At 71.6% G+C, this 18722-nt stretch carries 15 protein-coding genes; 9 read left to right on the top strand and 6 right to left on the bottom strand.

Annotated elements, in window-relative coordinates:
• The first annotated feature begins 90 nt into the window (after positions 1–90).
• The 4 genes from FHS29_RS10730 to lon all read left to right on the top strand — a co-directional run bounded on the left by FHS29_RS10730 (position 91) and on the right by lon (position 4449).
• On the top strand, positions 91–651 hold the full coding sequence (locus FHS29_RS10730; protein WP_184690423.1) for a cysteine hydrolase family protein: 561 nt from the start codon (positions 91–93) through the stop codon (positions 649–651).
• 37 nt (positions 652–688) lie between these two features.
• Positions 689–1222, top strand: a complete 534-nt coding sequence (locus FHS29_RS10725) for a putative immunity protein (RefSeq protein ID WP_184690422.1) — start codon at positions 689–691, stop codon at positions 1220–1222.
• A 212-nt stretch (positions 1223–1434) separates the two neighbouring features.
• Positions 1435–1959 carry a GNAT family N-acetyltransferase gene (locus tag FHS29_RS10720; protein ID WP_184690421.1) on the top strand — a complete coding sequence of 175 codons (525 nt, stop codon included), beginning with the start codon at positions 1435–1437 and terminating at the stop codon, positions 1957–1959.
• A gap of 141 nt (positions 1960–2100) precedes the next feature.
• Positions 2101–4449 (top strand): endopeptidase La, encoded by a 2349-nt coding sequence (gene lon / locus FHS29_RS10715; protein WP_184690420.1) that lies wholly within the window; start codon positions 2101–2103, stop codon positions 4447–4449.
• A 73-nt stretch (positions 4450–4522) separates the two neighbouring features.
• Here lon and FHS29_RS10710 read toward each other — a convergent pair whose 3' ends face one another.
• Both FHS29_RS10710 and FHS29_RS10705 read right to left on the bottom strand, forming a co-directional pair.
• Positions 4523–6163 carry a PstS family phosphate ABC transporter substrate-binding protein gene (locus FHS29_RS10710; protein WP_184690846.1) on the bottom strand — a complete coding sequence of 547 codons (1641 nt, stop codon included), beginning with the start codon at positions 6161–6163 and terminating at the stop codon, positions 4523–4525.
• A gap of 86 nt (positions 6164–6249) precedes the next feature.
• Complete coding sequence (locus FHS29_RS10705; protein ID WP_184690419.1) at positions 6250–7068, bottom strand: polysaccharide deacetylase family protein; 819 nt, start codon at positions 7066–7068, stop codon at positions 6250–6252.
• Positions 7069–7233: 165 nt separating this feature from the next.
• Here FHS29_RS10705 and FHS29_RS10700 point away from each other — a divergent pair, with 165 nt between their 5' ends.
• Positions 7234–7761, top strand: a complete 528-nt coding sequence (locus FHS29_RS10700; RefSeq protein ID WP_184690418.1) for a YbhB/YbcL family Raf kinase inhibitor-like protein — start codon at positions 7234–7236, stop codon at positions 7759–7761.
• 61 nt (positions 7762–7822) lie between these two features.
• Entirely contained in the window at positions 7823–9196 is a 1374-nt protein-coding gene (locus tag FHS29_RS10695) for a mycothione reductase (protein ID WP_184690845.1), read from the top strand.
• Positions 9197–9748: 552 nt separating this feature from the next.
• Here FHS29_RS10695 and FHS29_RS10690 read toward each other — a convergent pair.
• A complete protein-coding gene (locus tag FHS29_RS10690; RefSeq protein ID WP_312864859.1) occupies positions 9749–10930 on the bottom strand; it encodes an MFS transporter in 1182 nt (393 codons plus the stop codon).
• A 161-nt stretch (positions 10931–11091) separates the two neighbouring features.
• Between FHS29_RS10690 and FHS29_RS10685 the strand changes: the two genes are divergently transcribed.
• Positions 11092–11763 (top strand): FadR/GntR family transcriptional regulator, encoded by a 672-nt coding sequence (locus FHS29_RS10685; protein WP_184690417.1) that lies wholly within the window; start codon positions 11092–11094, stop codon positions 11761–11763.
• Positions 11764–12016: 253 nt separating this feature from the next.
• Here FHS29_RS10685 and FHS29_RS10680 read toward each other — a convergent pair whose 3' ends face one another.
• Complete coding sequence (locus FHS29_RS10680; protein WP_184690416.1) at positions 12017–12925, bottom strand: LysR family transcriptional regulator; 909 nt, start codon at positions 12923–12925, stop codon at positions 12017–12019.
• Positions 12926–12998: 73 nt separating this feature from the next.
• Between FHS29_RS10680 and FHS29_RS10675 the strand changes: the two genes are divergently transcribed.
• Positions 12999–13892 carry an EamA family transporter gene (locus FHS29_RS10675; RefSeq protein WP_184690415.1) on the top strand — a complete coding sequence of 298 codons (894 nt, stop codon included), beginning with the start codon at positions 12999–13001 and terminating at the stop codon, positions 13890–13892.
• On the opposite strand, the gene FHS29_RS10670 is transcribed toward FHS29_RS10675, so the two are convergent.
• The gene (locus tag FHS29_RS10670; RefSeq protein ID WP_184690414.1) at positions 13881–15827 is read right to left on the bottom strand and encodes an ATP-binding protein; all 1947 of its coding nucleotides are present in this window, start codon (positions 15825–15827) and stop codon (positions 13881–13883) included. The two genes, FHS29_RS10675 and FHS29_RS10670, sit on opposite strands and share 12 nt — an antisense overlap.
• A gap of 63 nt (positions 15828–15890) precedes the next feature.
• Here FHS29_RS10670 and FHS29_RS10665 point away from each other — a divergent pair, with 63 nt between their 5' ends.
• Positions 15891–16817 (top strand): pentapeptide repeat-containing protein, encoded by a 927-nt coding sequence (locus FHS29_RS10665; RefSeq protein WP_184690413.1) that lies wholly within the window; start codon positions 15891–15893, stop codon positions 16815–16817.
• A gap of 333 nt (positions 16818–17150) precedes the next feature.
• On the opposite strand, the gene FHS29_RS10660 is transcribed toward FHS29_RS10665, so the two are convergent.
• A complete protein-coding gene (locus tag FHS29_RS10660; protein ID WP_184690412.1) occupies positions 17151–18716 on the bottom strand; it encodes a cobyric acid synthase in 1566 nt (521 codons plus the stop codon).
• Between the last annotated feature and the right edge of the window lie 6 nt (positions 18717–18722).

Below are 18722 nucleotides of genomic sequence, written 5' to 3'. Positions count from 1 at the left end.
AGTGATCGGAACTCGATCCGTTGTGGTGCCGTGGCTTGGCGGTGCGCGAAGCCCTTCGCAGGCCGGTGACCGCGGATAGGCTGTGCGGATATGAAGGCCGCGCTGGTGATCGTCGACATGCAGGAGATGCTGATCCCGCTCGTCCGGCGCGGCGAGGAGCTGGCCGACCGGATTTCGTCGCTGGCGCGCACAGCCCGGCGGAACGGCACGCCCGTGGTCGCGTTGCAGCAGATCGGGCCCAGCGGAACGGCTTTCGATCCCGAGTCCCCCGGCGCGCGACTCAGTCCGCGCCTCGGCCTCGACCCGACCGACGTCGTGATCCGCAAGACGGCGACCGACGCGTTCTACCGCACGGACCTCGCGACGTTGCTGGCCGAGTGGGGCGTGGACACCGTCGTGCTGACCGGCCTCGCCACCGACTACTGCGTCGACGCGACCGCGCGGTCCGCGTTGAGCCACGGGCTGGACGTCGTGCTGGTCAGCGATGGGCACGCGCCGGCCGCCGACGGCGACCCCGATGCCGGACTGACCGCCGAGCAGATCATCGACCGGCACAACCGCATCCTCAGCAGGAGCGTCCATCCGGGAGGAACACTGCGCTTGCTCGCGGCATCGGATGTCGTGTTCGGGGATCGGCAGAAGCCGCAGTGAGCTGCTGCGGGAACAACGAGCCGCTGGGTAGGTGCGGATGGCAACGGAAGCGAGCGAGGTCATTCTGAGCAAGGAGGATCTTCGCGCGGTCACCGCGTTCGCCGCAGAGTGCGCGGAGGCGGTACTCGGAGTCTTCGAGGCCGATCAGCCGGACGACTCGCGGCCTCGGGACGCGATCGGTGTCGCGTGGGATTTCGCTCGGGGTGGCGAGCGTGGGAAGTCCCTGCGCGACGCGGCCTGGGCGGCGCTCAAGGCAGCCAAGGGCGCGGACACCGAGGCCGCGCGCGAGGCGGCGCGGGCAGCGATGACCGCGGCAAGCGCCGCCTACTTGCACCCGTTGGCCAAGGCCACCCAGGTCAAGCACATCCTCGGCGCCGGCGCTTTCGCGGCCAGGGCGGCCGAACTGGTCGCCGGCGACGATAGGACCGTTGGGTCCGAACACATCCGGCAAGCGGTGCACCGTGCGACACCAACCGTCGTCGCCGTGCTCAAGCGCTTCCCGGCGGCTCCGGCCGGCGGCGGACGGGTCGGCGAGCTGATCCGCATGATGGACGCCGATCTTCGCCGCTGATTCCCGTCGGGGGATCGGATAGCGTGCCTGTCCGTTCTCCAGAGCGTCGTGTCGTTGTCGAGGCGCACATGATGCCCTCCTCTCGTGATCCCGCCAGAGCCGGCTCCAGCCGTCGTGCCGGATGCGAGCAGCTCGGTCTGTGGACGGAGCCTCTGTCCCAGGCGTCGTAACCTGGCCGGAACGAGATCGTGCTTTCGTTGCGGGAGGATGCGATGGCGTCGAGTGCCGAACCTGTCGTGCGGACTGCCGGGCGCGACGACGTGATGGCGATCTGCCGGTTCGGCGAGACGCACATCCGACCGCACTACGCCCCGCTGATCGGCGCTGCCGCGGCAGACGAGCAGGTCCGCCTGTGGTGGAACGAGACGCACGTCGACGCAGCCGTGACCGGTGGTCTGGTGGTCGTCGCCGAGGCCGACGGGCACCTCGTCGGCGTCGGGCAGCGAGGCCGGCGAAGCTCCGACCACGTGGTCTACAAGCTCTACGTCCACCCTCGGCATCGCGGCCGCCGGCTGGGCCCGCGACTGCTCGACGCCCTCACCGGGCAGCTACCCGCCGACGCCGACCGGCTGTACATCGAACACTTCGCGGCCAACGAACGCGCGGGAACGTTCTACGAGCGTGAGGGTTTCACCGTGGAGAGGATCGAGCCAAGCCCCACCGGTGACCCCGCGCACGGGGTGCTGTGGCGCACACGCCCGTTGGCCGCAGCCGCCAAGACGCCCGGACAAGCCTGACGCCACTGCCTGCCTGCGGACCTGCGCACCGGTCAACGCAGAACCGGGCCGCACCGGTGCTCGCTCAGAGCGAACGCCCGACGGAAACAATCCACCGCTCACCTTGGTTGAGCCGTACAGACTCAACTTTGGAGGATCGACATGGGTGAGACGTTGGCGCTGCCGGTACTGCCGCTGGACGACGTGGTCGTGCTCCCGGGCATGGTCGTGCCGATCCGGCTCACCGGCTCGGACGCCACGGCCGAGGCGCGCGCCGCCGTCGAAGCCGCCTCCGCCGGCGGTGGCGAAGCACGCGTGGTGCTGGTGCCGCGGCTGGACGGCAAGTACGCGAAGGTCGGCACGCTGGCCGTGATCGAGCAGGTCGGTCGACTATCCGGGGGTGAACGGGCCGCTGTGGTCCGCGGCACGGAACGGGTGCGGATCGGGACCGGCACGACCGGGCCCGGTGCGGCGCTGTGGGTCGAGGCGACGGTGGTCGACGAGTCGCCGGTCGACGAACGCACCCGCGAGCTGGCCCGGGAGTACCGGGGGCTGGTCACCACGATCCTCCAGCAGCGCGGGGCCTGGCAGGTGGTCGACTCGGTGCAGCAGGTGGACGAGCCGTCCGCGCTGGCCGACCTCGCCGGGTACGCCTCGTACCTGGACGCCGGGCAGAAGGTCTGGCTGCTGGAGACCGGCGACGTCGCCGAACGGCTGGAGAAGCTGCTGGAGTGGGGCCGGGAGCACCTCACCGAGCTGGACGTGGCCGAGACCATCCGCAAGGACGTGAAGGAAGGCGTGGAACGGCAGCAGCGGGAGTTCCTGCTGCGCCAACAGCTCGCCGCCATCCGCAAGGAGCTGGCCGAGCTGGACGGCAAGCCCGCCACCGAGGAGCAGGACTACCGGTCGCGGGTGGAGGGGGCGGAGCTCCCGGAGCACGTGCGCAAGGCCGCGCTGGCCGAGGTCGACAAGCTGGAGCGGACCTCCGACCAGTCGCCGGAGACCGGGTGGATCCGCACCTGGCTGGACACCGTGCTGGAACTGCCGTGGAACGAGCGGACCGAGGACTCCTACGACATCGCGGGCGCGCGGGCCGTGCTGGACGCCGACCACGCCGGGCTGGACGACGTGAAGGAGCGCATCACCGAGTACCTGGCGGTGCGCCGGCGTCGGGCCGACCGGGGCATGGGCGTCGTCGGCGGCCGGCGCAGCGGCGCGGTGCTGGCGCTGGCCGGGCCGCCCGGTGTCGGCAAGACGTCGCTGGGCGAGTCGGTCGCGCGGGCCATGGGGCGCGAGTTCGTCCGGGTCGCGCTGGGCGGTGTGCGGGACGAGGCCGAGATCCGGGGACACCGCCGCACCTACGTCGGCGCGCTGCCGGGGCGGATCGTGCGGGCCATCTCCGAGGCCGGCTCGATGAACCCCGTGGTGCTGCTGGACGAGATCGACAAGGTCGGCGCGGACTACCGGGGCGACCCGACGGCGGCGCTGCTGGAGGTGCTGGACCCGGCGCAGAACCACACCTTCCGGGACCACTACCTGGAGGTGGAGCTGGACCTGTCCGACGTGGTGTTCCTGGCCACGGCGAACGTGCTGGAGTCCATCCCCGGTCCGCTGCTGGACCGGATGGAACTGGTCCGGCTGGACGGGTACACCGAGGACGAGAAGGTGACCATCGCCCGCGACCACCTGCTCCCCCGCCAGGTCGAGCGGGCCGGGTTGACCGCGCAGGACGTGGCGGTGACCGAGGGCTCGCTGCGCAAGCTCGCCGCCGAGTACACCCGGGAAGCCGGTGTGCGGCAGCTGGAGCGGTCGCTGGCCCGGGTGCTGCGCAAGGTCACCGCGCGGGTGGCGCTGGACGAGGTCGCGCTGCCGGTGACGGTGGACGTGCCCGACCTGCGCGGCTACCTGGGGTCGCCGAAGTTCACCCCGGAATCGGCCGAGCGGACCGCCGTGCCGGGGGTGGCGACCGGTCTGGCCGTCACGGGCGCGGGCGGTGACGTGCTGTTCGTGGAGGCGTCGCTGGCGTCGCGGGGCACCGGGTCGGCCGGGGTCACGCTGACCGGGCAGCTGGGCGAGGTGATGAAGGAGTCGGCCCAGATCGCGCTGTCCTACCTGCGGTCCAACGACAGCCGGGCGGAGGCGCTGGCGGAACGCGGCGTGCACATCCACGTGCCGGCGGGCGCGGTGCCGAAGGACGGTCCCTCGGCGGGCGTCACGATGACCACCGCCCTCGCGTCGCTGCTGTCGGGCCGCCCCGTGCGGGCCGACGTGGCGATGACCGGCGAGGTGTCGCTGACCGGGCGCGTGCTGCCGATCGGCGGCGTGAAGCAGAAGCTGCTCGCCGCGCACCGGGCGGGCATCACCACGGTGCTGCTGCCGCAGCGCAACGAGCCCGACCTGGACGACGTGCCGGAGTCGGTGCGCGAGGCGCTGACCGTGCACCTGGTCGCCGACGTGCGCGAGGTCCTGGACCTGGCACTGGAGTCGTCGGCGGTGACGGTGGCGGCGTGATCCGCCGGAACCGGGCCGTTCCCACTCGCGGGAGCGGCCCGGTTCCGTGTCCGGAGGACGCGGACATCTCGCCTCAACGCAGGTTGCACAGGTCCAGCAGCACGCCTTCCGGGGTCCGGCAGGGCAGGTAGCCGGCGTCCTTCATCCGGACGCGGGAGCCGTCGTGCTCCCGCACGTACCGGATGAACCTGGCCTGCAACGAGTCCTCGGCCGGCTGCGCCTTGGTGTAGAGGTACTCCACCGTCCAGAACGGGTAGCCCGCCTCCACGCCCACGGCCGCGTCGAAGACCTTGCCGTCCAACGACAACGCGGTCAGCCGGTCGGTCTTGCGGGCCTCCGCGACCGAAGGCGCGTCCGCGTAGCCGATCGCCCCGTCCACCGCGCCGATCTCCCGCACCACGTCGCTGTTCTTGTCCCGCTCGCAGCGGATCACCCGGGCCTGCGGGTCGCGGTCCTTGTTGCGGCAGTCGTTGGAGGACAACGCGCCTTCCGTGGTCGCCAGGACCCGGCGTTCGAACAGCTCGCGGGTGCCCGACTCGCTGCCCCGGCCGACGATCCGGATCGGCAGCGGGTCGCCGCCGCGCAGCTCGCTCCAGTCCGTGTACCGGCCCGAGTAGACGCCGCGGAGCTGCTCGACGGTCAGCGTGTCCAGGCCGACCGAGCTGTGCACGACCACGTGGTAGACCACGATCGCCGCCTGCTGCGCCACCACCCCGCCGATCTCCTGCTTGCCGTCCGACAGCGCCACCAGCGCCCGGCCCGGATCGGCCGTCACCACCGAGCGCACACCCGCGATGCTGCCGTTCGGCTCGGTCTCGACGCGGGCCTGCGGGCACGCCTTGACGTACTGCTCGGCGATCCGGTCCATGGTGGGCATGAACACGCTCGACCCCTCGACCCGCAGCGTGCCCGCGCCGCAGGCCACCGTCGGGTCGGTCGCCTCCGGCGCCCACGCCAGGGTCAGCACCAGCACCCCCGCGAGCAGGGCCGCCAGGCCGCCGGTCAGCCGGGGCAGGGTGAGGAACCGCTCCTGCTTCTCGTCGTGCAGCACGCCCGCGCCGCCGAGGTGGCCGGTGATCTTGACCTCTTTGCCCAGTTCGCCGTGCCGGTTGCCCTCCGGTTCGCGCAGCACCACCAGCAGCTTGAACTTCTGCTTGCGGCGCAGGGTGAGCCCGTCCAGGCGCACGCCGTGCCACAGCGGTTCGGCCGCCGCCCGCGGTCGGTCCGCGCCGGTCCGGAACAGCCGGGTCATGCTCAGCGCCATGCGTTCCCGCACGGTCGGCAGCGACACCCGGACCTGGTTGGCCTCCTCGCCGAAGAACTGGAGGCTGCGCCGCACCTCCTCGCGCAACTCCTCCGAACCGGCCTCGGACACCCTGGCGTTCCACACCACCCGGTCGCCGAAGGTGAACGTCAGCGGCTTGTCGAAGTCGTCCGGGCCGATGTCGTAGGTGCCGTTGTTGCGCACCCGGATGACGACGATGCTCATCCGGTCCAGCACCCGCACCAGCTCGCGCAGCTGCGGGGCGTGCGACTCGGTGCCGTCGTGCAACTGCTCGGGGCCGAGGCCGATCTTGGAGTTGTAGAGGACGCGGAACCCCACCCTCTTGCGGCGCACGAAGAGCCGGTCGATGACCGGGGTCGCGAACAGCAACGCGATCGCGAGCGCCACCGGGCCGGGACCACCGAGGAAGTCCAGCGCGGACCGCAGCATCTGCACACCGAATTCTCGGTCGCACCCGCGGTGGTCGTTGCGCCCGTGGTCGGACGTTCACCGGGACTTCACGCCCCCGCAAGGGCCTAAGGCTGGGTGACCGACAGGTGGTCCTCCAGCGGCACCGGGGTCAGGCCGTCCTGCTTGCAGCGTTCGAGGAACGCCAGGAAGTCCTCCACGAACGTGTGGCGGAAGTGCATGAGCACCACGTCGCCCCGGTTCAGCTTGCCGCCCGCCTGGAACTGCACCACGCCGTCGTTGACCGCCGCGGTCCACATCACCAGCGCGGAGAACCCGCAGTCGGTGGCCGCGCGGCGGGTGGTGGCGTCGTAGTTGCCGAACGGCGGGCGGAACAGCTTCGGCCGCGCGCCCATCTGCTGCTCCAGGTAGTCGGCGTTGCCGCAGATCTCCTGGCGCTGGAAGTCGTAGGACTTGCCCTGGAGGTTCGGGTGGTTGGCGGTGTGGGCGTGCACCTGCACGTCGGCCCGGTCCTGGAGCGCCTTGAAGTAGGCCGGGTCGTCCTGGACGTGCTTGGTGTTGAGGAACAGCGACGGCCGCACGTTCGAGGAGCGCATCAGCTCCAGCGCCGCCGGGTGCCGGACCGCGCCGTCGTCGATGGTGATGAACACGTACGGCTTGTCCGTCTCGATCCGCCGCACCACCGGCAGCAGCCCGTCCGGGCCGGCCGGGGCCTTCGCCTGCGCCGTGCCGTACCGGTACGGGTGCTGGAACACCGGCACCGTCGTGCCACCGGGGCCGGGCACCGCCGTGGGCGGCGTGGTGGTGGTCACCGCGGTGGTCGTGGTGGTGGCCGTCGCGCCCGAGGGCTGCCCCACCGGCTCGGGCGCGCACGCCGCGGTGACGATGGCCAGGGCAGCCGCGACCGCCACACCGATTCTTCGCATTGCGTGGATCCCCCCTGAAGCCGCGCCCCCAGGATTCGGGGGCCGTCCGCCTATTTTGAGACGTACCGGGGGCGATCAGGGTTGTCCGGTGATGAATCTGCAACACAGTTCACCCGACGATAGGGTCACATCCGGTCGTGCCTGATCCACTCGTGGAGGACTTCGATGAGCCTTGAGCGCCCCGCCGCTCCCGACCCCTACTCGCTGCTGCCGGCAGTGCCGTCGTTCGAGGTGACGTCGACCGACGTGCGCGACGGCGAGACGCTGCCGGACGCCCACGTGAACGCGGCGGGCGACCTGTCGCCGCAACTGAGCTGGTCCGGGTTCCCGGCCGGCACGAAGAGCTTCGTGGTCACCTGCTTCGACCCGGACGCCCCCACCCCCTGCGGCTTCTGGCACTGGGTCGCGGTGAACATCCCGGTGTCGGTGACGTCGCTGGACACCGGCGCGGGCGCGGGCGACGACACCCTGCCCGGCGACGCGTTCCACGTGCGCAACGACTACGGCACCCGGTCGTACGGCGGCGCGGCACCGCCCGAGGGTGATTCCGCCCACCGGTACTACTTCGTGGTGCACGCCGTGGACGTGGAGAAGCTCGACGTGACGCCCGACGTGTCCCCGGCCGTGGTCAGCTTCAACCTGGCGTTCCACACGCTGGCACGCGCCATCGTGACCCCGACCTACGCCGCCTGACCGGCGGGGCCGGGCGGGCCGTCCGGGAATGAGCGCCTCACGTCGTGGGTTGCAGCACGACGTGAGGCACTTCGACCTGGTCATCATCGGCACCGGTTCCGGCAACTCGATCGCCGACGAGCGATTCGCCGACTGGAACATCGCGATCGTCGAGAAGGGCGTCTTCGGCGGCACGTGCCTGAACGTCGGGTGCATCCCCACGAAGATGTTCGTGCACACCGCGGACGTCGCCGCCGCCCCCGCTTCCGGCGCGCGCCTCGGTGTCGACGCGACGCTCGACGGCGTCCGCTGGACGGATGTGCGGGACCGCATCTTCGGCCGCATCGACCCGATCTCCGAAGGCGGCAGGCGCTGGCGCGCGGAGGAGAACGCGAACGTCACCGTCTACGAGGGCACGGCGAAGTTCGTGGGCCCGAAGACCTTGGACACCGGAACCGGCGAGACCATCACCGCCGACCGCTTCGTGCTGGCCGCGGGCTCCCGCCCGGTCGTCCCCGACGTGGCGGACCTGGCGACGGTCGGCTACCACACGTCCGACACGATCATGCGCCTGGACGAACTGCCCGAACGCCTCACCATCCTCGGCAGCGGCTTCGTGGCGGCCGAGTTCGCGCACGTCTTCTCGTCCTTCGGCGTGGCCGTGACCGTGATCGCCCGTTCGGACGTGCTGCTGCGGCACGAGGACCACGAGGTCGCGTCCCGGTTCACGTCCGTGGCGTCGGAGAAGTGGGACGTGCGGCTGCGCCGGAAGGCCGTACGCGCCGAACGCGTGAACGGCGAGGTGCGGCTGCACCTGGAGGGTCCGGACGGCGCGGAGGTCGTCACGTCCGACGAACTCCTGGTCGCCGTAGGCCGGACCCCGAACGCCGACCTGTTGGACCTGTCCACGACCGGCGTGGAGCTGCACCCGGACGGCCGGGTGGTGGTGGACGAGTACCAGCGGACGTCCGTGGAGGGCATTTACGCGCTCGGTGACATCAGCTCGGAATACCAGCTCAAGCACGTCGCCAACCACGAGGCACGCGTCGTGCAGCACAACCTCCTGAACCCTGATTCGCCCATCGCCTCCGACCACCGATACGTGCCCGCTGCGGTCTTCTCCGCTCCGCAGGTGGCTTCGGTCGGCTTGACCGAGGAACAGGCCGTCGAACAGGGCGTGCGGTACGTCGCGGCTTCTCAGGCTTATGCGTCCATCGCCTACGGCTGGGCGATGGAGGACACCACCGGTTTCGCCAAGGTATTGGCGGATCCCTCCACCGGTCGGATCCTCGGCGCGCACATCATCGGCCCACAGGCATCCAGCGTGATCCAACCGATCATCCAGGCGATGAGCTTCGGATTGGACGCGAAGACCATGGCCAAGGGCCAGTACTGGATCCACCCGGCCATGCCCGAGGTCATCGAGAACGCACTGCTCAACCTCCCCCTCGACTGACCTGGCCACCCCCCACCACCCGCACCAGCCCACCGGCACCAGCCGTGCGCCAGCACGCACCTCCGGTCGGGCTGTGTGTCATCCCCGTATGGCCTGCGCGCAGCGAACCACCGTTGTCCGGGGAATGCAAGCACGCTTTTCGCTTGCATTCCCCGGACAACGGTGGTTGTCTTTGACCAGGACATGCGGGGATGACACACAGCACTGCTCGCATCTTTTATGCTTTGGCTTTTCGGGGGATCCTTGGCGGCCTGCCCGTCCGGCGAGGACTCTTTTCAGACTTGGCCCTGTACGGATCTTAGCAATAAGAGCGACGCTCGCCGCTGGGCAGACCTCCGGGGAGGAAAAACGGAAGGGCGTCGTGTTCTCCCCGTATGGCCTGTCAAAGACCACCACCCTTGTCCAGGGAGGTCAAGCGGAAAGCGTGCTTGACCTCCCTGGACAAGCGCGGTAGCCCTGCGGGCAGGCCATACGGGGAGAACACGAGGCGACAGGTCTGTGCGGCGCGTGCACGGGCGTCTGGGTGGGGCGGGAAAGGCGGGTGAGCTGGGGTCAGACCGTGCGGGGGCGGCCGGCGATCCAGCCGAGGGCGGTGAGCAGGACGAGGAGGGCGACCAGGACGAGCATGGAGACGGTCCAGGTGCCGGTGACGCCGCGCAAAACCCCGAAGGCGAAAGGGCCGGAGGCCGAGATCAGGTAGCCGATGCTCTGCGCCATGGCCGAGAGCCGGGCGGTGTCAGAAGTGGATGAAGTCCGGAGTGAGATCATGACCAGCGCGAGCGGGAACATGCCCATGCCGAGTCCGACCAGCACGACCCACAGGCCGGGCGCGAGGGACGGCGCCAGGGCGAGGCCCAGCACGCCGGCCACCGACAGCAGGCCCAGGCCCAGCACCATCCCGGACTGGCTCGAACGGCGGGCCGCCAGTGGCGGGACGATGAGGCTGACCGGGACGCCGAGCACCATCGTGATCGCCAGCAGCAGGCCCGCGGTGGTCCGGTCCACCCCGGCGTCGCCGAGGATCTGCGGCAGCCAGCCCATCACCGTGTAGGCGAGCAGCGACTGGAGCCCGAAGAACACCGTGATCACCCACGCGAGCGGGTTGCGGACCAGGGATCGCTTGGGCGTGACCGCGCGAGGGCCCGCCGAGCGGACGACTTCCCCGTGCCGCGCGCCTGCCAGCCACACGAGCAGCGCCGCCAGCGACAGGAAGGCCCAGGCCCCCACGGCCAGGCGCCAGGAGCCGAGCAGCGACTCCAGACCGGGGGTGAACGCGGCACCCAGCGCGGCACCGGCGGCCAGCGCCGCCGTGTAGACGCCGGTGACCAGTCCGACCCGACCGGGGAAGGAGTCCTTGACCACGACGGGGATCAGCACGTTGCACACGGCGATGCCGGCGCAGGCGATGAACGTTCCGCCGAGCACCACCGCGGGTCCGTCGACGATCCGCAGCACCAGGCCGACGGTCAGCACGAGCAGTGACAGCGCGACCGCGCGGGCCATGCCCAGGCGGCGGCCCAGCCAAGGGGCGAGGAAGGCGGCGAAGCCGAAGCACAGGGTCGGAATGGCCGTCAACAGTGAAGTCCACGCCGTGGAAACCCCGAGGGAGCCGCGCACGTCGCCGAGCACGGATGCCAGGCTGGTGACGGCCGGACGGAGGTTGGCGGCGGCCAGCGCTACGCCGATCGCCAACAGGGTGCTGCCGACCAGGGCAACTTGGCGGTTCCGGACCACCGGACCAGCGGGACTACCAGAAGGATGGGCCGCGATCGTCGCATTGGCACCGGGATCAGTGGCAATGTGAACCTTCGACGGTGTCCGGTCTGGCTGGGTCTGCTGGATCGTCACCGGCCTACTATTACAGACATGGGATGTTCGGATGAAAGGACGACGCTGTGCCGTTGGCCACTACCCGACGGGCCGGACTCGTCGACCAGGTGATCGACCAGATGAGGGACGCGATCGCCGGCGGCGAATGGCCGGTCGGCCAGCGCATCCCGCCGGAACCGGAACTCGTCACCGCGCTCGGCGTGGGTCGCAACACCGTGCGGGAGGCGGTGCGTGCGCTGTCCCACGCCGGACTGCTGGAGGTCCGCCAGGGCGACGGCACGTTCGTGCGCGCCACCAGCGAGCTGTCCGGCGCCGTCCGCCGGCTGTGCGGCAGCGAGCTGCGCGACGTCCTCCAGGTGCGCCGCACGCTTGAGGTCGAAGGCGCCCGGCTGGCCGCCGTCCAGCGCACCGACGAGGAGCTGCGCCGGCTGGAGGCGCTGCTCTCCGAACGGGACGCCGCGCTCGCCGCGAAGGACTGGGAACGACTGGTGGAGCGCGATGCCGCGTTCCACGTGCTGCTCGTGCAGTGCTCGCACAACACCCTGCTCGCCGAGCTGTACCAGGGCCTGACCGAAGCGGTCCGGGCCAGCATCACGGCGACCGTGGAGACCGACCACGAGGACGAACAGGTCTCCCACGGCGGCCTGCTGGACGCGGTCCGCGAACGCGACCCGGCGCGGGCGGCGGCCGAGGCGGGCGGGTTCCTGGAGGAGCTGCTGGAGCGGCACTCGGACTGACCGGGGCGGCACGTCCGCGATCCGACCGACCACCCGGGGCGCGTGCGGGTGGTCACCCGGCCCCGGTGAGGGCGGGAACCTCCCACGGCGGCGGATGTTCCGTGGGAGGTCCCCTGGGGTGGTGGCCTCACGGAGGCACGTGGTCGGGCACCTCCGACACGGACATCGTCGTACCCGCCGATGTCGCAACACCGACTTGCCCCATCGTCGCTCAGGCGGTCAGGCGGGTCAGGCGGTCAGGCGGGTCAGGCGGTCAGGCGGTCAGGCGGTCGTCCCAGCAGCCCCGCAGCGCCGTCAGGGTGGCCGCGACGGCAGGCCGGCGAGTGGCCTGCGTGCGCCACACGGCGAACACCCGCCGGGTCGGCGTCGGGGTGAACCCGACCGCCCGCACGGTGTCCGGCAGCGCCCCGCGCCCGAGCCGGGGCAGCAGCGCGACACCGACCCCGTTGGCCAGCAGCGCGAGCTGCGTCTCGTACTCCGCGATCCGGTAGGCCAGGTCGGGTTCCATGCCGGCACCCCGGAACGTGTTCATCAGCCAGTCGTGGCAGATCGTGCCCTCCGGCTGGCAGATCCACCGCTCGCCCGCCAGGTCCTCCGGCACCAGCACGTCCCGGTCCGCCAGCGGGTGCCCGGCGGGCAGCAGCACGTCCGCGAAGTCCTCGCCCAACCGCGCCCGCGACACCCCGTCCGGGACGGGCAGCGGGGCGTTGACCCAGTCGTGGGTGACGGCCATGTCCAGCTCACCCCGGGCGACGGCCTCCAACCCCTGCGGCGGGTCCATCTCCACCAGCCGCAGGTCCAGCGCCGGGTGGTCGCGGGCCAGCGCGACCAGGGCCGCGGGCAGCACACCCCGGGCGGCGGTGGCGAACGCGCCGACGCGGAGTTGTCCCACCGCCGCGCCGCGCTGCTCCTCCAGGGTCACCTCGGCCTGTTCGACCAGCCTCAGCACCTCGTCGGCGGTGCTCGCCAGCAGGAACGCGGCGTCGGTCAGCGCGACGCCGCGGCCTCGGCGTTCCAGCAGCGTGGTACGGGTTTCGCGTTCCAGTTTGGCGATCTGCTGGGACACCGCGGACGGCGTGAACCCCAGCGCGGTGGCGGCGGCACCGACCGAGCCGTGGCGGGCGACCGCGTGCAGGGCCCGAAGCCTTCCCAGATCCAGCATGTAGTGATCCTAAACCAAAAGGTTCAGAAGTCATCACTGGTGCTAAACAGTTTCCGCACCGAGACTCGGCGATGTGAATCCTCGTCACGCCGCCCTGGCGGTGCTCACCACGACCATCTGGGGCGTCAACTTCGTCGTCATCAAGGTGGGGCTGCACGAGTTCCCGCCGCTGCTGTTCTCCTCGCTGCGGTTCCTGGCCGCCGCCGTGCCGGCGCTGTGGTTCGTCGGCCGCCCCCGCGTGCCGTGGAAGTGGGTGGTCGCCGTCGCCCTCGCGCTGGGCGTGGCGAAGTTCGGCCTGCTGTTCCTCGGCATGGGCGCGGGGATGCCCGCCGGCCTGTCCTCCCTGGTGCTGCAGAGCCAGGTCTTCTTCACGGTGATCTTCGCCGCCGCGCTCCTGCGCGAACGACCGCGCCCGGTGCAGCTCGTGGGCATGGCGGTCGCCGCGCTGGGGATCGTGCTGATCGCGGTCGACTACGGCGTGACCAGCCCGCTTTCCGCGCTGGTGCTGGTCATCCTGGGCGCTGTGGCGTGGGGGCTGTCCAACGTGGCCACCCGGTACGCCAAGCCGCCGGACGCCCTGAGCTTCAACGTGTGGGTCTGCGCGTTCGCCGTGCTGCCGCTGCTCGGCCTGTCCCTGGTCTTCGAGGGGCCTTCGGCCGCGATCACCTCGCTGGCCGGCATCAGCTGGACGGGGCTCGGCGCGCTGCTGTTCATCGCCTGGGTCTCCACCCTGTTCGGCTTCAGCGTGTGGGGCTTCCTGCTGCGGGAGTACGACGCCGGCACCGTCGTCCCGTTCGCCCTGCTGGTGCCGGTCGCCGGCATGTTCTCCGGGTGGCTGTTCCTGGACGAGGCGATCAGCCCGCTGCGCCTGGGTGCGGCCGCGCTGGTGATCGCCGGCATGGCCGCGGCGACCCTGCACAGGCCCGTCCGCCGGGCACCGGAACCCGAACCGGCATCAGTCGGCTAGCCGCCGGGCCCGACGGCCGATGCGGTTCAGGCGTTTCCGGATGCTGCGGACCATGTCGCCGTCGCCCAGCTTCTCGTACAGCTCCACCGCGAGCGTCCACCAGTGCCGGGCCGCCTCGGACTTGCGCTCCCTCGCCGCGAGGATGCCGAGGAACAGGCAGACCCGCGCCTCGCGCAGCACGTCACCGTGCTCGACCGCCAAGGCCATCGCTTCGCTGTAGTACGTGTGCGCCGCCGGGAACCGACGCTTGTGCCGCGACACGGTGCCGAGGTTGAACAGGATGTCGGTCTCGCCGCGCCAGTCGCCGAGTTCGCGGTAGCGGGCCAGCGCCTCGTCGTAGTGCGCCTGCGCCACGTCCAGGTCGCGGACGCGGCGGGCGATCGAGCCGAGGTTGTGCAACGCCTGCGCGACGCGCGCCTGGTCGTCCAGTTCGCGGCTGATCGCCAAGTAGGCCGTGTAGTGCTCGCGCGCGTCGTCGTGGCGGCGCTGTTCACGGGCCAGCTTGCCCAATCGCCGCAACGCCCTGACTTCGTCCGTGCGGTCGCCGATCCGCCGTGCCATCTCCAGCGCCAGCGGGAACAGCACCTCGCAGTCGTCCCAATGGCGTCGGTAGAACAGGTACCTGGACATGGCGAGCACGAGCCGCAGCGCGTGCCGGTGGTGTCCGGTCTCGGCGGCCCGCACGGCGTTCTCCACCAGGGTCGGGCCCTCGGTGTCCAGCCATGCTACGGCATCACGGCTGATGAACTGCGTCGGGGCGCGCTGGGCGTCGGCTTCCTCCGTGGCCGCCACGTAGTAGTCGAACAGGCGCTCCAGGGCGGCGTCCCGCTCGGATTCGTCGCGTGCCCGTTCCTCGGCGTACAGCCGGAGCAGGTCGTGGTAGCGGAACCAGCCGCGCGGCTCCCCCGGCTCGACCATGTGCGCCCGGCGCAGGTTCGCCAGGAGTTTCGCGGTGTCGCGCTCGGGCAGGTCGGCCAGCGCGGCGGCGGCCGGGACGCCGATCTGCCGACCGGGGTCGAGCGACAGCAGGCGGAACAGCCTGGCCTCGGCCGGGGACAGCCGGTGGTAGGACAGGTCGAACGCCGCGCGCACGCCCGCGCTGTCGCCGTACGCCAGTTCACCGAGCCGGGTGGAGGCGTTCCCCAGGGCGTCCACCAGCTCGCCGACCGGCAGTTCCGGGTCGCCCGCCAGGATCGCCGCCACGATGCCGAGCGCCAGCGGCAGCCTCCCGCACAGCCGGACGAGTTCGGCGGCGGTCTCCGGGGTCACCCGGTCGTCGTCCGGGCCGGCCGCGCGCACGGCCGCGTCCACCAAGGCCACCGCTTCGGTGTCGGTCAGCACGTTGAGGTCCAGCAGCCGTGCGCCGGTCAGGTCGGCCAGCGTGTGCCGGCTGGTGACCAGCACCCGGTGCGCGGGCGCGTTCGGCAACAGCGGCCGGACCTGGTCGGCGGAGGAGGCGTTGTCCAGCACCACCAGCACGGCGTCCCGTCCGGCCAGCATCGACCGGTACAGCGCCTCACGGCCCGCGCGGTCGGCCGAGAGGTGCTCGGCGGGCACGCCCAGCGCCCGCAGGAACGTCGACAGGGCCCCGTCCGGGGTCACCCGGTGGTTCGGGTCGTAGCCCCGGAGGTCGATGAACAGCGCCCCGCCGGGGAACCAGCCCGCCGCCACGGCGTCGTGCGCCGCCCGCACCGCCAGGGTCGTCTTGCCGACCCCGGCCAGGCCCGCGACCGCCGACAGCACCACGGGCGCGGTGTCGTCCGCCGGGCGCAGGGCCTCGGCCAGGCTCGCCAGCGCTTCCGCGCGACCGGTGAACACGTCCACCGGTGGGAGCCCGGACAGCGCCACCGGGGGCTGCGCGCCGAGCGCCAGGTCCCGGGCCTGGATCAACGCGCCCGACACCGTGCCGCTCATGTCGTTGCGCTGCTCCACCACAACGCTTTTGTACCGCACGGACCGGTGATTGACGGGCTGCCGCGGTTCCGATGAGCTGGAACCGTGGAACACCGGGTCCTGTCGGCCAGGACGATCGTGGTCTGGGCCGTCGGGCTGCTCCTGCTCGCCGCCGGGTCGGTGGTGCTGCTGCTGGCCACCCTCGGGTCCGGCGCACCGGAGGACGGCGTGCGGCTGGACGTGATCCGGACGGCGTCGAGCATCGTGCTGGGCGCGGGCGGGGCGGCGGCACTGCTGCTGACCGCGCGCAAGCAGCGCTACACCGAGCTGGACCTGGTGCAGAAGGACCACGACGCCACCGAGCGCCGGGTCACCGAGCTGTACGGCAAGGCGGCCGACCAGCTCGGCAGCGACAAGGCCCCGGTGCGGCTGGCCGGCCTGTACGCGCTGGAGCGGCTCGGGCAGGGCAACCCGGCGCACCGGCAGACCATCGTCAACCTGCTGTGCGCCTACCTGCGGATGCCGTTCACGCCGCCGCCGGAGATCCGGCTGCGGGTCGGGCCGCGGGACGCCGTGCGGTTCCAGGAGCAGGAGGTGCGGCAGACCGCGACCGGGCTGCTGGCCGGGCACCTGCGGCCGGACCGGCCCGACGCGTTCTGGTCGGACATCGAGCTGGACCTGTCCAACGCCACGCTGGTGAAGCTGACGCTGACGCACGCGCGGGTGCGGCAGGCCTCGTTCGTCGGCACCACCTTCGTCGGGCCGGCCACGTTCCGGGGCACCGAGTTCACCGAGCAGGCGGATTTCCGGGAAACGCAATTCCGCGGTCTGGCGGACTTCCGGCGGGTCGGATTCGGCTCCGCGGTGTTCCGCGGTGCGCGATTCTCCGGCGAGGCGAATTTCGGCGTGCTCACCACCGCGTCCCTCGCCGGTGCCCACGCCAAGGTCGGTGACCTGCGGCGGAAGTGGCCGGAGGGGTGGGTGGAGCGGCCGGCCGAGGAGGGGTGGGCGGTGCTCGTGCACGAATCGTGACTATCCGTCCCCCGAACGGGCTACGTATCCCCGAGCGGCCCAGCGGTACTTTCCTTGTGTGACTACTCGAACGTGGAGGTGTGCTGTGCGATTCACGGAACGCATGCGGCTCCACGTGTCCGCCGGTGTCGACTTCTCCTAGCGGACTTCCGAGTTCCCGTTTCCCGCAGGCCGCGTTCGCGGCCACCGGGCCGGCGTCGGCGAGTGGTTACCCCGACTTGGCGGTTGGATGGACGCTGCCGCGTCCTCCCGGTGGTCTTCGATCGACACCCTGACGGCGCAGTGCCGGTGATCCCGCGCGACTTGGCGGTTGCGCGCACCCGCGCGGCGCGGTCAGGCGATCGGCGGAGCACCCGCGGGCGGGACGACCCGAAGTCCGGCGGGAGCACCTCGTTCCAGCAACGCGCGCACCGCGTCGGTGTCGAGGTGGTCGGCGACCAGGTCGCCGAGCACGTCGAGCTGCGCGGCCCGGCGCCCGGCGAAATCCGTGTCCGACGCGGGGGTGAACCCGTCCCTGCCGGCGTGCCCGGCGGCCCAGCGCAGGAACGCGCGCCGGAACCCGTCGTTCTCCAGCAGGCCGTGCCAGTGGGTGCCGGCGACGCGCCCGCTCAGCACGCCCTCCGGCGTGCCGTCGGGCAGCGTGACCAGGTTGTCCCCGGTCTGCCGGACCACCCGGCCGTGGTGGATCTCGTAGCCGGTGACCGGCTCGCCCAGCGCCCGGCCGTGCGGCCGGTGCAGGGTCTTGTCGGGCTCGAACCGGAAGTCGACGTCGAGCAGGCCCAGGCCGTCCACCGTGCCCGCCCGGGACTCCACGGCGTCCTCGATGGTGCGGCCGAGCATCTGGAACCCACCGCAGATGCCCAGCACCGGGCCGTCGTGCCTGCCGATGGCCTCGGCGAGGCCGTTGGCGCGCAACCACTTCAGGTCTTCCACGGTGGCCTTGGAGCCCGGCACCACCACCAGGTCCGCGTCCGCCAGCCGGGACGGCTCGGTGACGAACCGCACCGACACCCCCGGCTCGCAGGCCAGCGCCTCCACGTCGGTGGCGTTGGAGATGCGCGGCAGCCGGACCACCGCCACCCGCAGCCACTGGTCGCCGTGCGGCGGCGCGGGGCGGCCGATCACGCCGTCCGCCGTGTAGGACAGCGAGTCCTCGGCGTCCAGCCACAGCTCCTCCCGCCACGGCAGCACGCCGAGCACGGGACGGCCGGTCAACGAGCGCAGCTGGCCCAGACCGGGTTCCAGCAGCGCCGGGTCACCCCGGAACTTGTTCACCACGAACCCGGCGACCAGCGCCTGGTCCGCCGCGTCGAGCAGCGCCAGCGTGCCGAACAGGTGCGCGAAGATGCCGCCGCGATCGATGTCGCCGACCACCAGGACCGGCAGGTCCGCGGCGCGCGCGAGACCCATGTTCGCGATGTCGTCGGCCCGCAGGTTGATCTCGGCCGGCGAGCCCGCCCCCTCGCAGACCACGGCCTCGTAGTCGTCGCGCAGGCTTTCCAGGGTGGACAGGACGATCTCCATCAGCCCGGCTTTGCGCTCCCGGTACGACAGCGCGGACACCTCGCCCACCGCCTTGCCCAGCACCACCACCTGGGAGCTGCGGTCGCCGCCCGGTTTGAGCAGCACCGGGTTGAACCGCACGCTCGGCTCCAGCCCGCACGCCGCCGCCTGGAGCGCCTGGGCACGGCCGATCTCGCCGCCGTCCCGGGTGACCACCGAGTTGTTCGACATGTTCTGGGCCTTGAACGGGGCCGTCCGGACGCCCTCGCGGGCCAGCCACCGGCACAGACCGGCGACCAGGACGCTCTTGCCCGCGTCCGAGGTGGTCCCGGCGATCAACAACGCACCGCTCACCGTCCGCAAAACCCCCTCGTTGTCGGTCCCGGCTGACATCATCCACGT

The sequence above is a fragment of the Saccharothrix tamanrassetensis genome, assembly GCF_014203665.1.
Taxonomy (GTDB): Bacteria; Actinomycetota; Actinomycetes; order Mycobacteriales; family Pseudonocardiaceae; genus Actinosynnema; species Actinosynnema tamanrassetense.
The sequence above is the reverse complement of the archived record's forward strand: the minus strand, read 5'-3'. Positions and strand labels throughout refer to the sequence as shown.

Coding starts and splice junctions, on each gene's coding strand:
- FHS29_RS10730 (WP_184690423.1), top strand. CDS start 91: ATGAAGGCCGCGCTGGTGATCGTCGACATGCAGGAGATGCTGATCCCG.
- FHS29_RS10725 (WP_184690422.1), top strand. CDS start 689: ATGGCAACGGAAGCGAGCGAGGTCATTCTGAGCAAGGAGGATCTTCGC.
- FHS29_RS10720 (WP_184690421.1), top strand. CDS start 1,435: ATGGCGTCGAGTGCCGAACCTGTCGTGCGGACTGCCGGGCGCGACGAC.
- lon (WP_184690420.1), top strand. CDS start 2,101: ATGGGTGAGACGTTGGCGCTGCCGGTACTGCCGCTGGACGACGTGGTC.
- FHS29_RS10710 (WP_184690846.1), bottom strand. CDS start 6,163: ATGCTGCGGTCCGCGCTGGACTTCCTCGGTGGTCCCGGCCCGGTGGCG.
- FHS29_RS10705 (WP_184690419.1), bottom strand. CDS start 7,068: ATGCGAAGAATCGGTGTGGCGGTCGCGGCTGCCCTGGCCATCGTCACC.
- FHS29_RS10700 (WP_184690418.1), top strand. CDS start 7,234: ATGAGCCTTGAGCGCCCCGCCGCTCCCGACCCCTACTCGCTGCTGCCG.
- FHS29_RS10680 (WP_184690416.1), bottom strand. CDS start 12,925: ATGCTGGATCTGGGAAGGCTTCGGGCCCTGCACGCGGTCGCCCGCCAC.
- FHS29_RS10660 (WP_184690412.1), bottom strand. CDS start 18,716: ATGATGTCAGCCGGGACCGACAACGAGGGGGTTTTGCGGACGGTGAGC.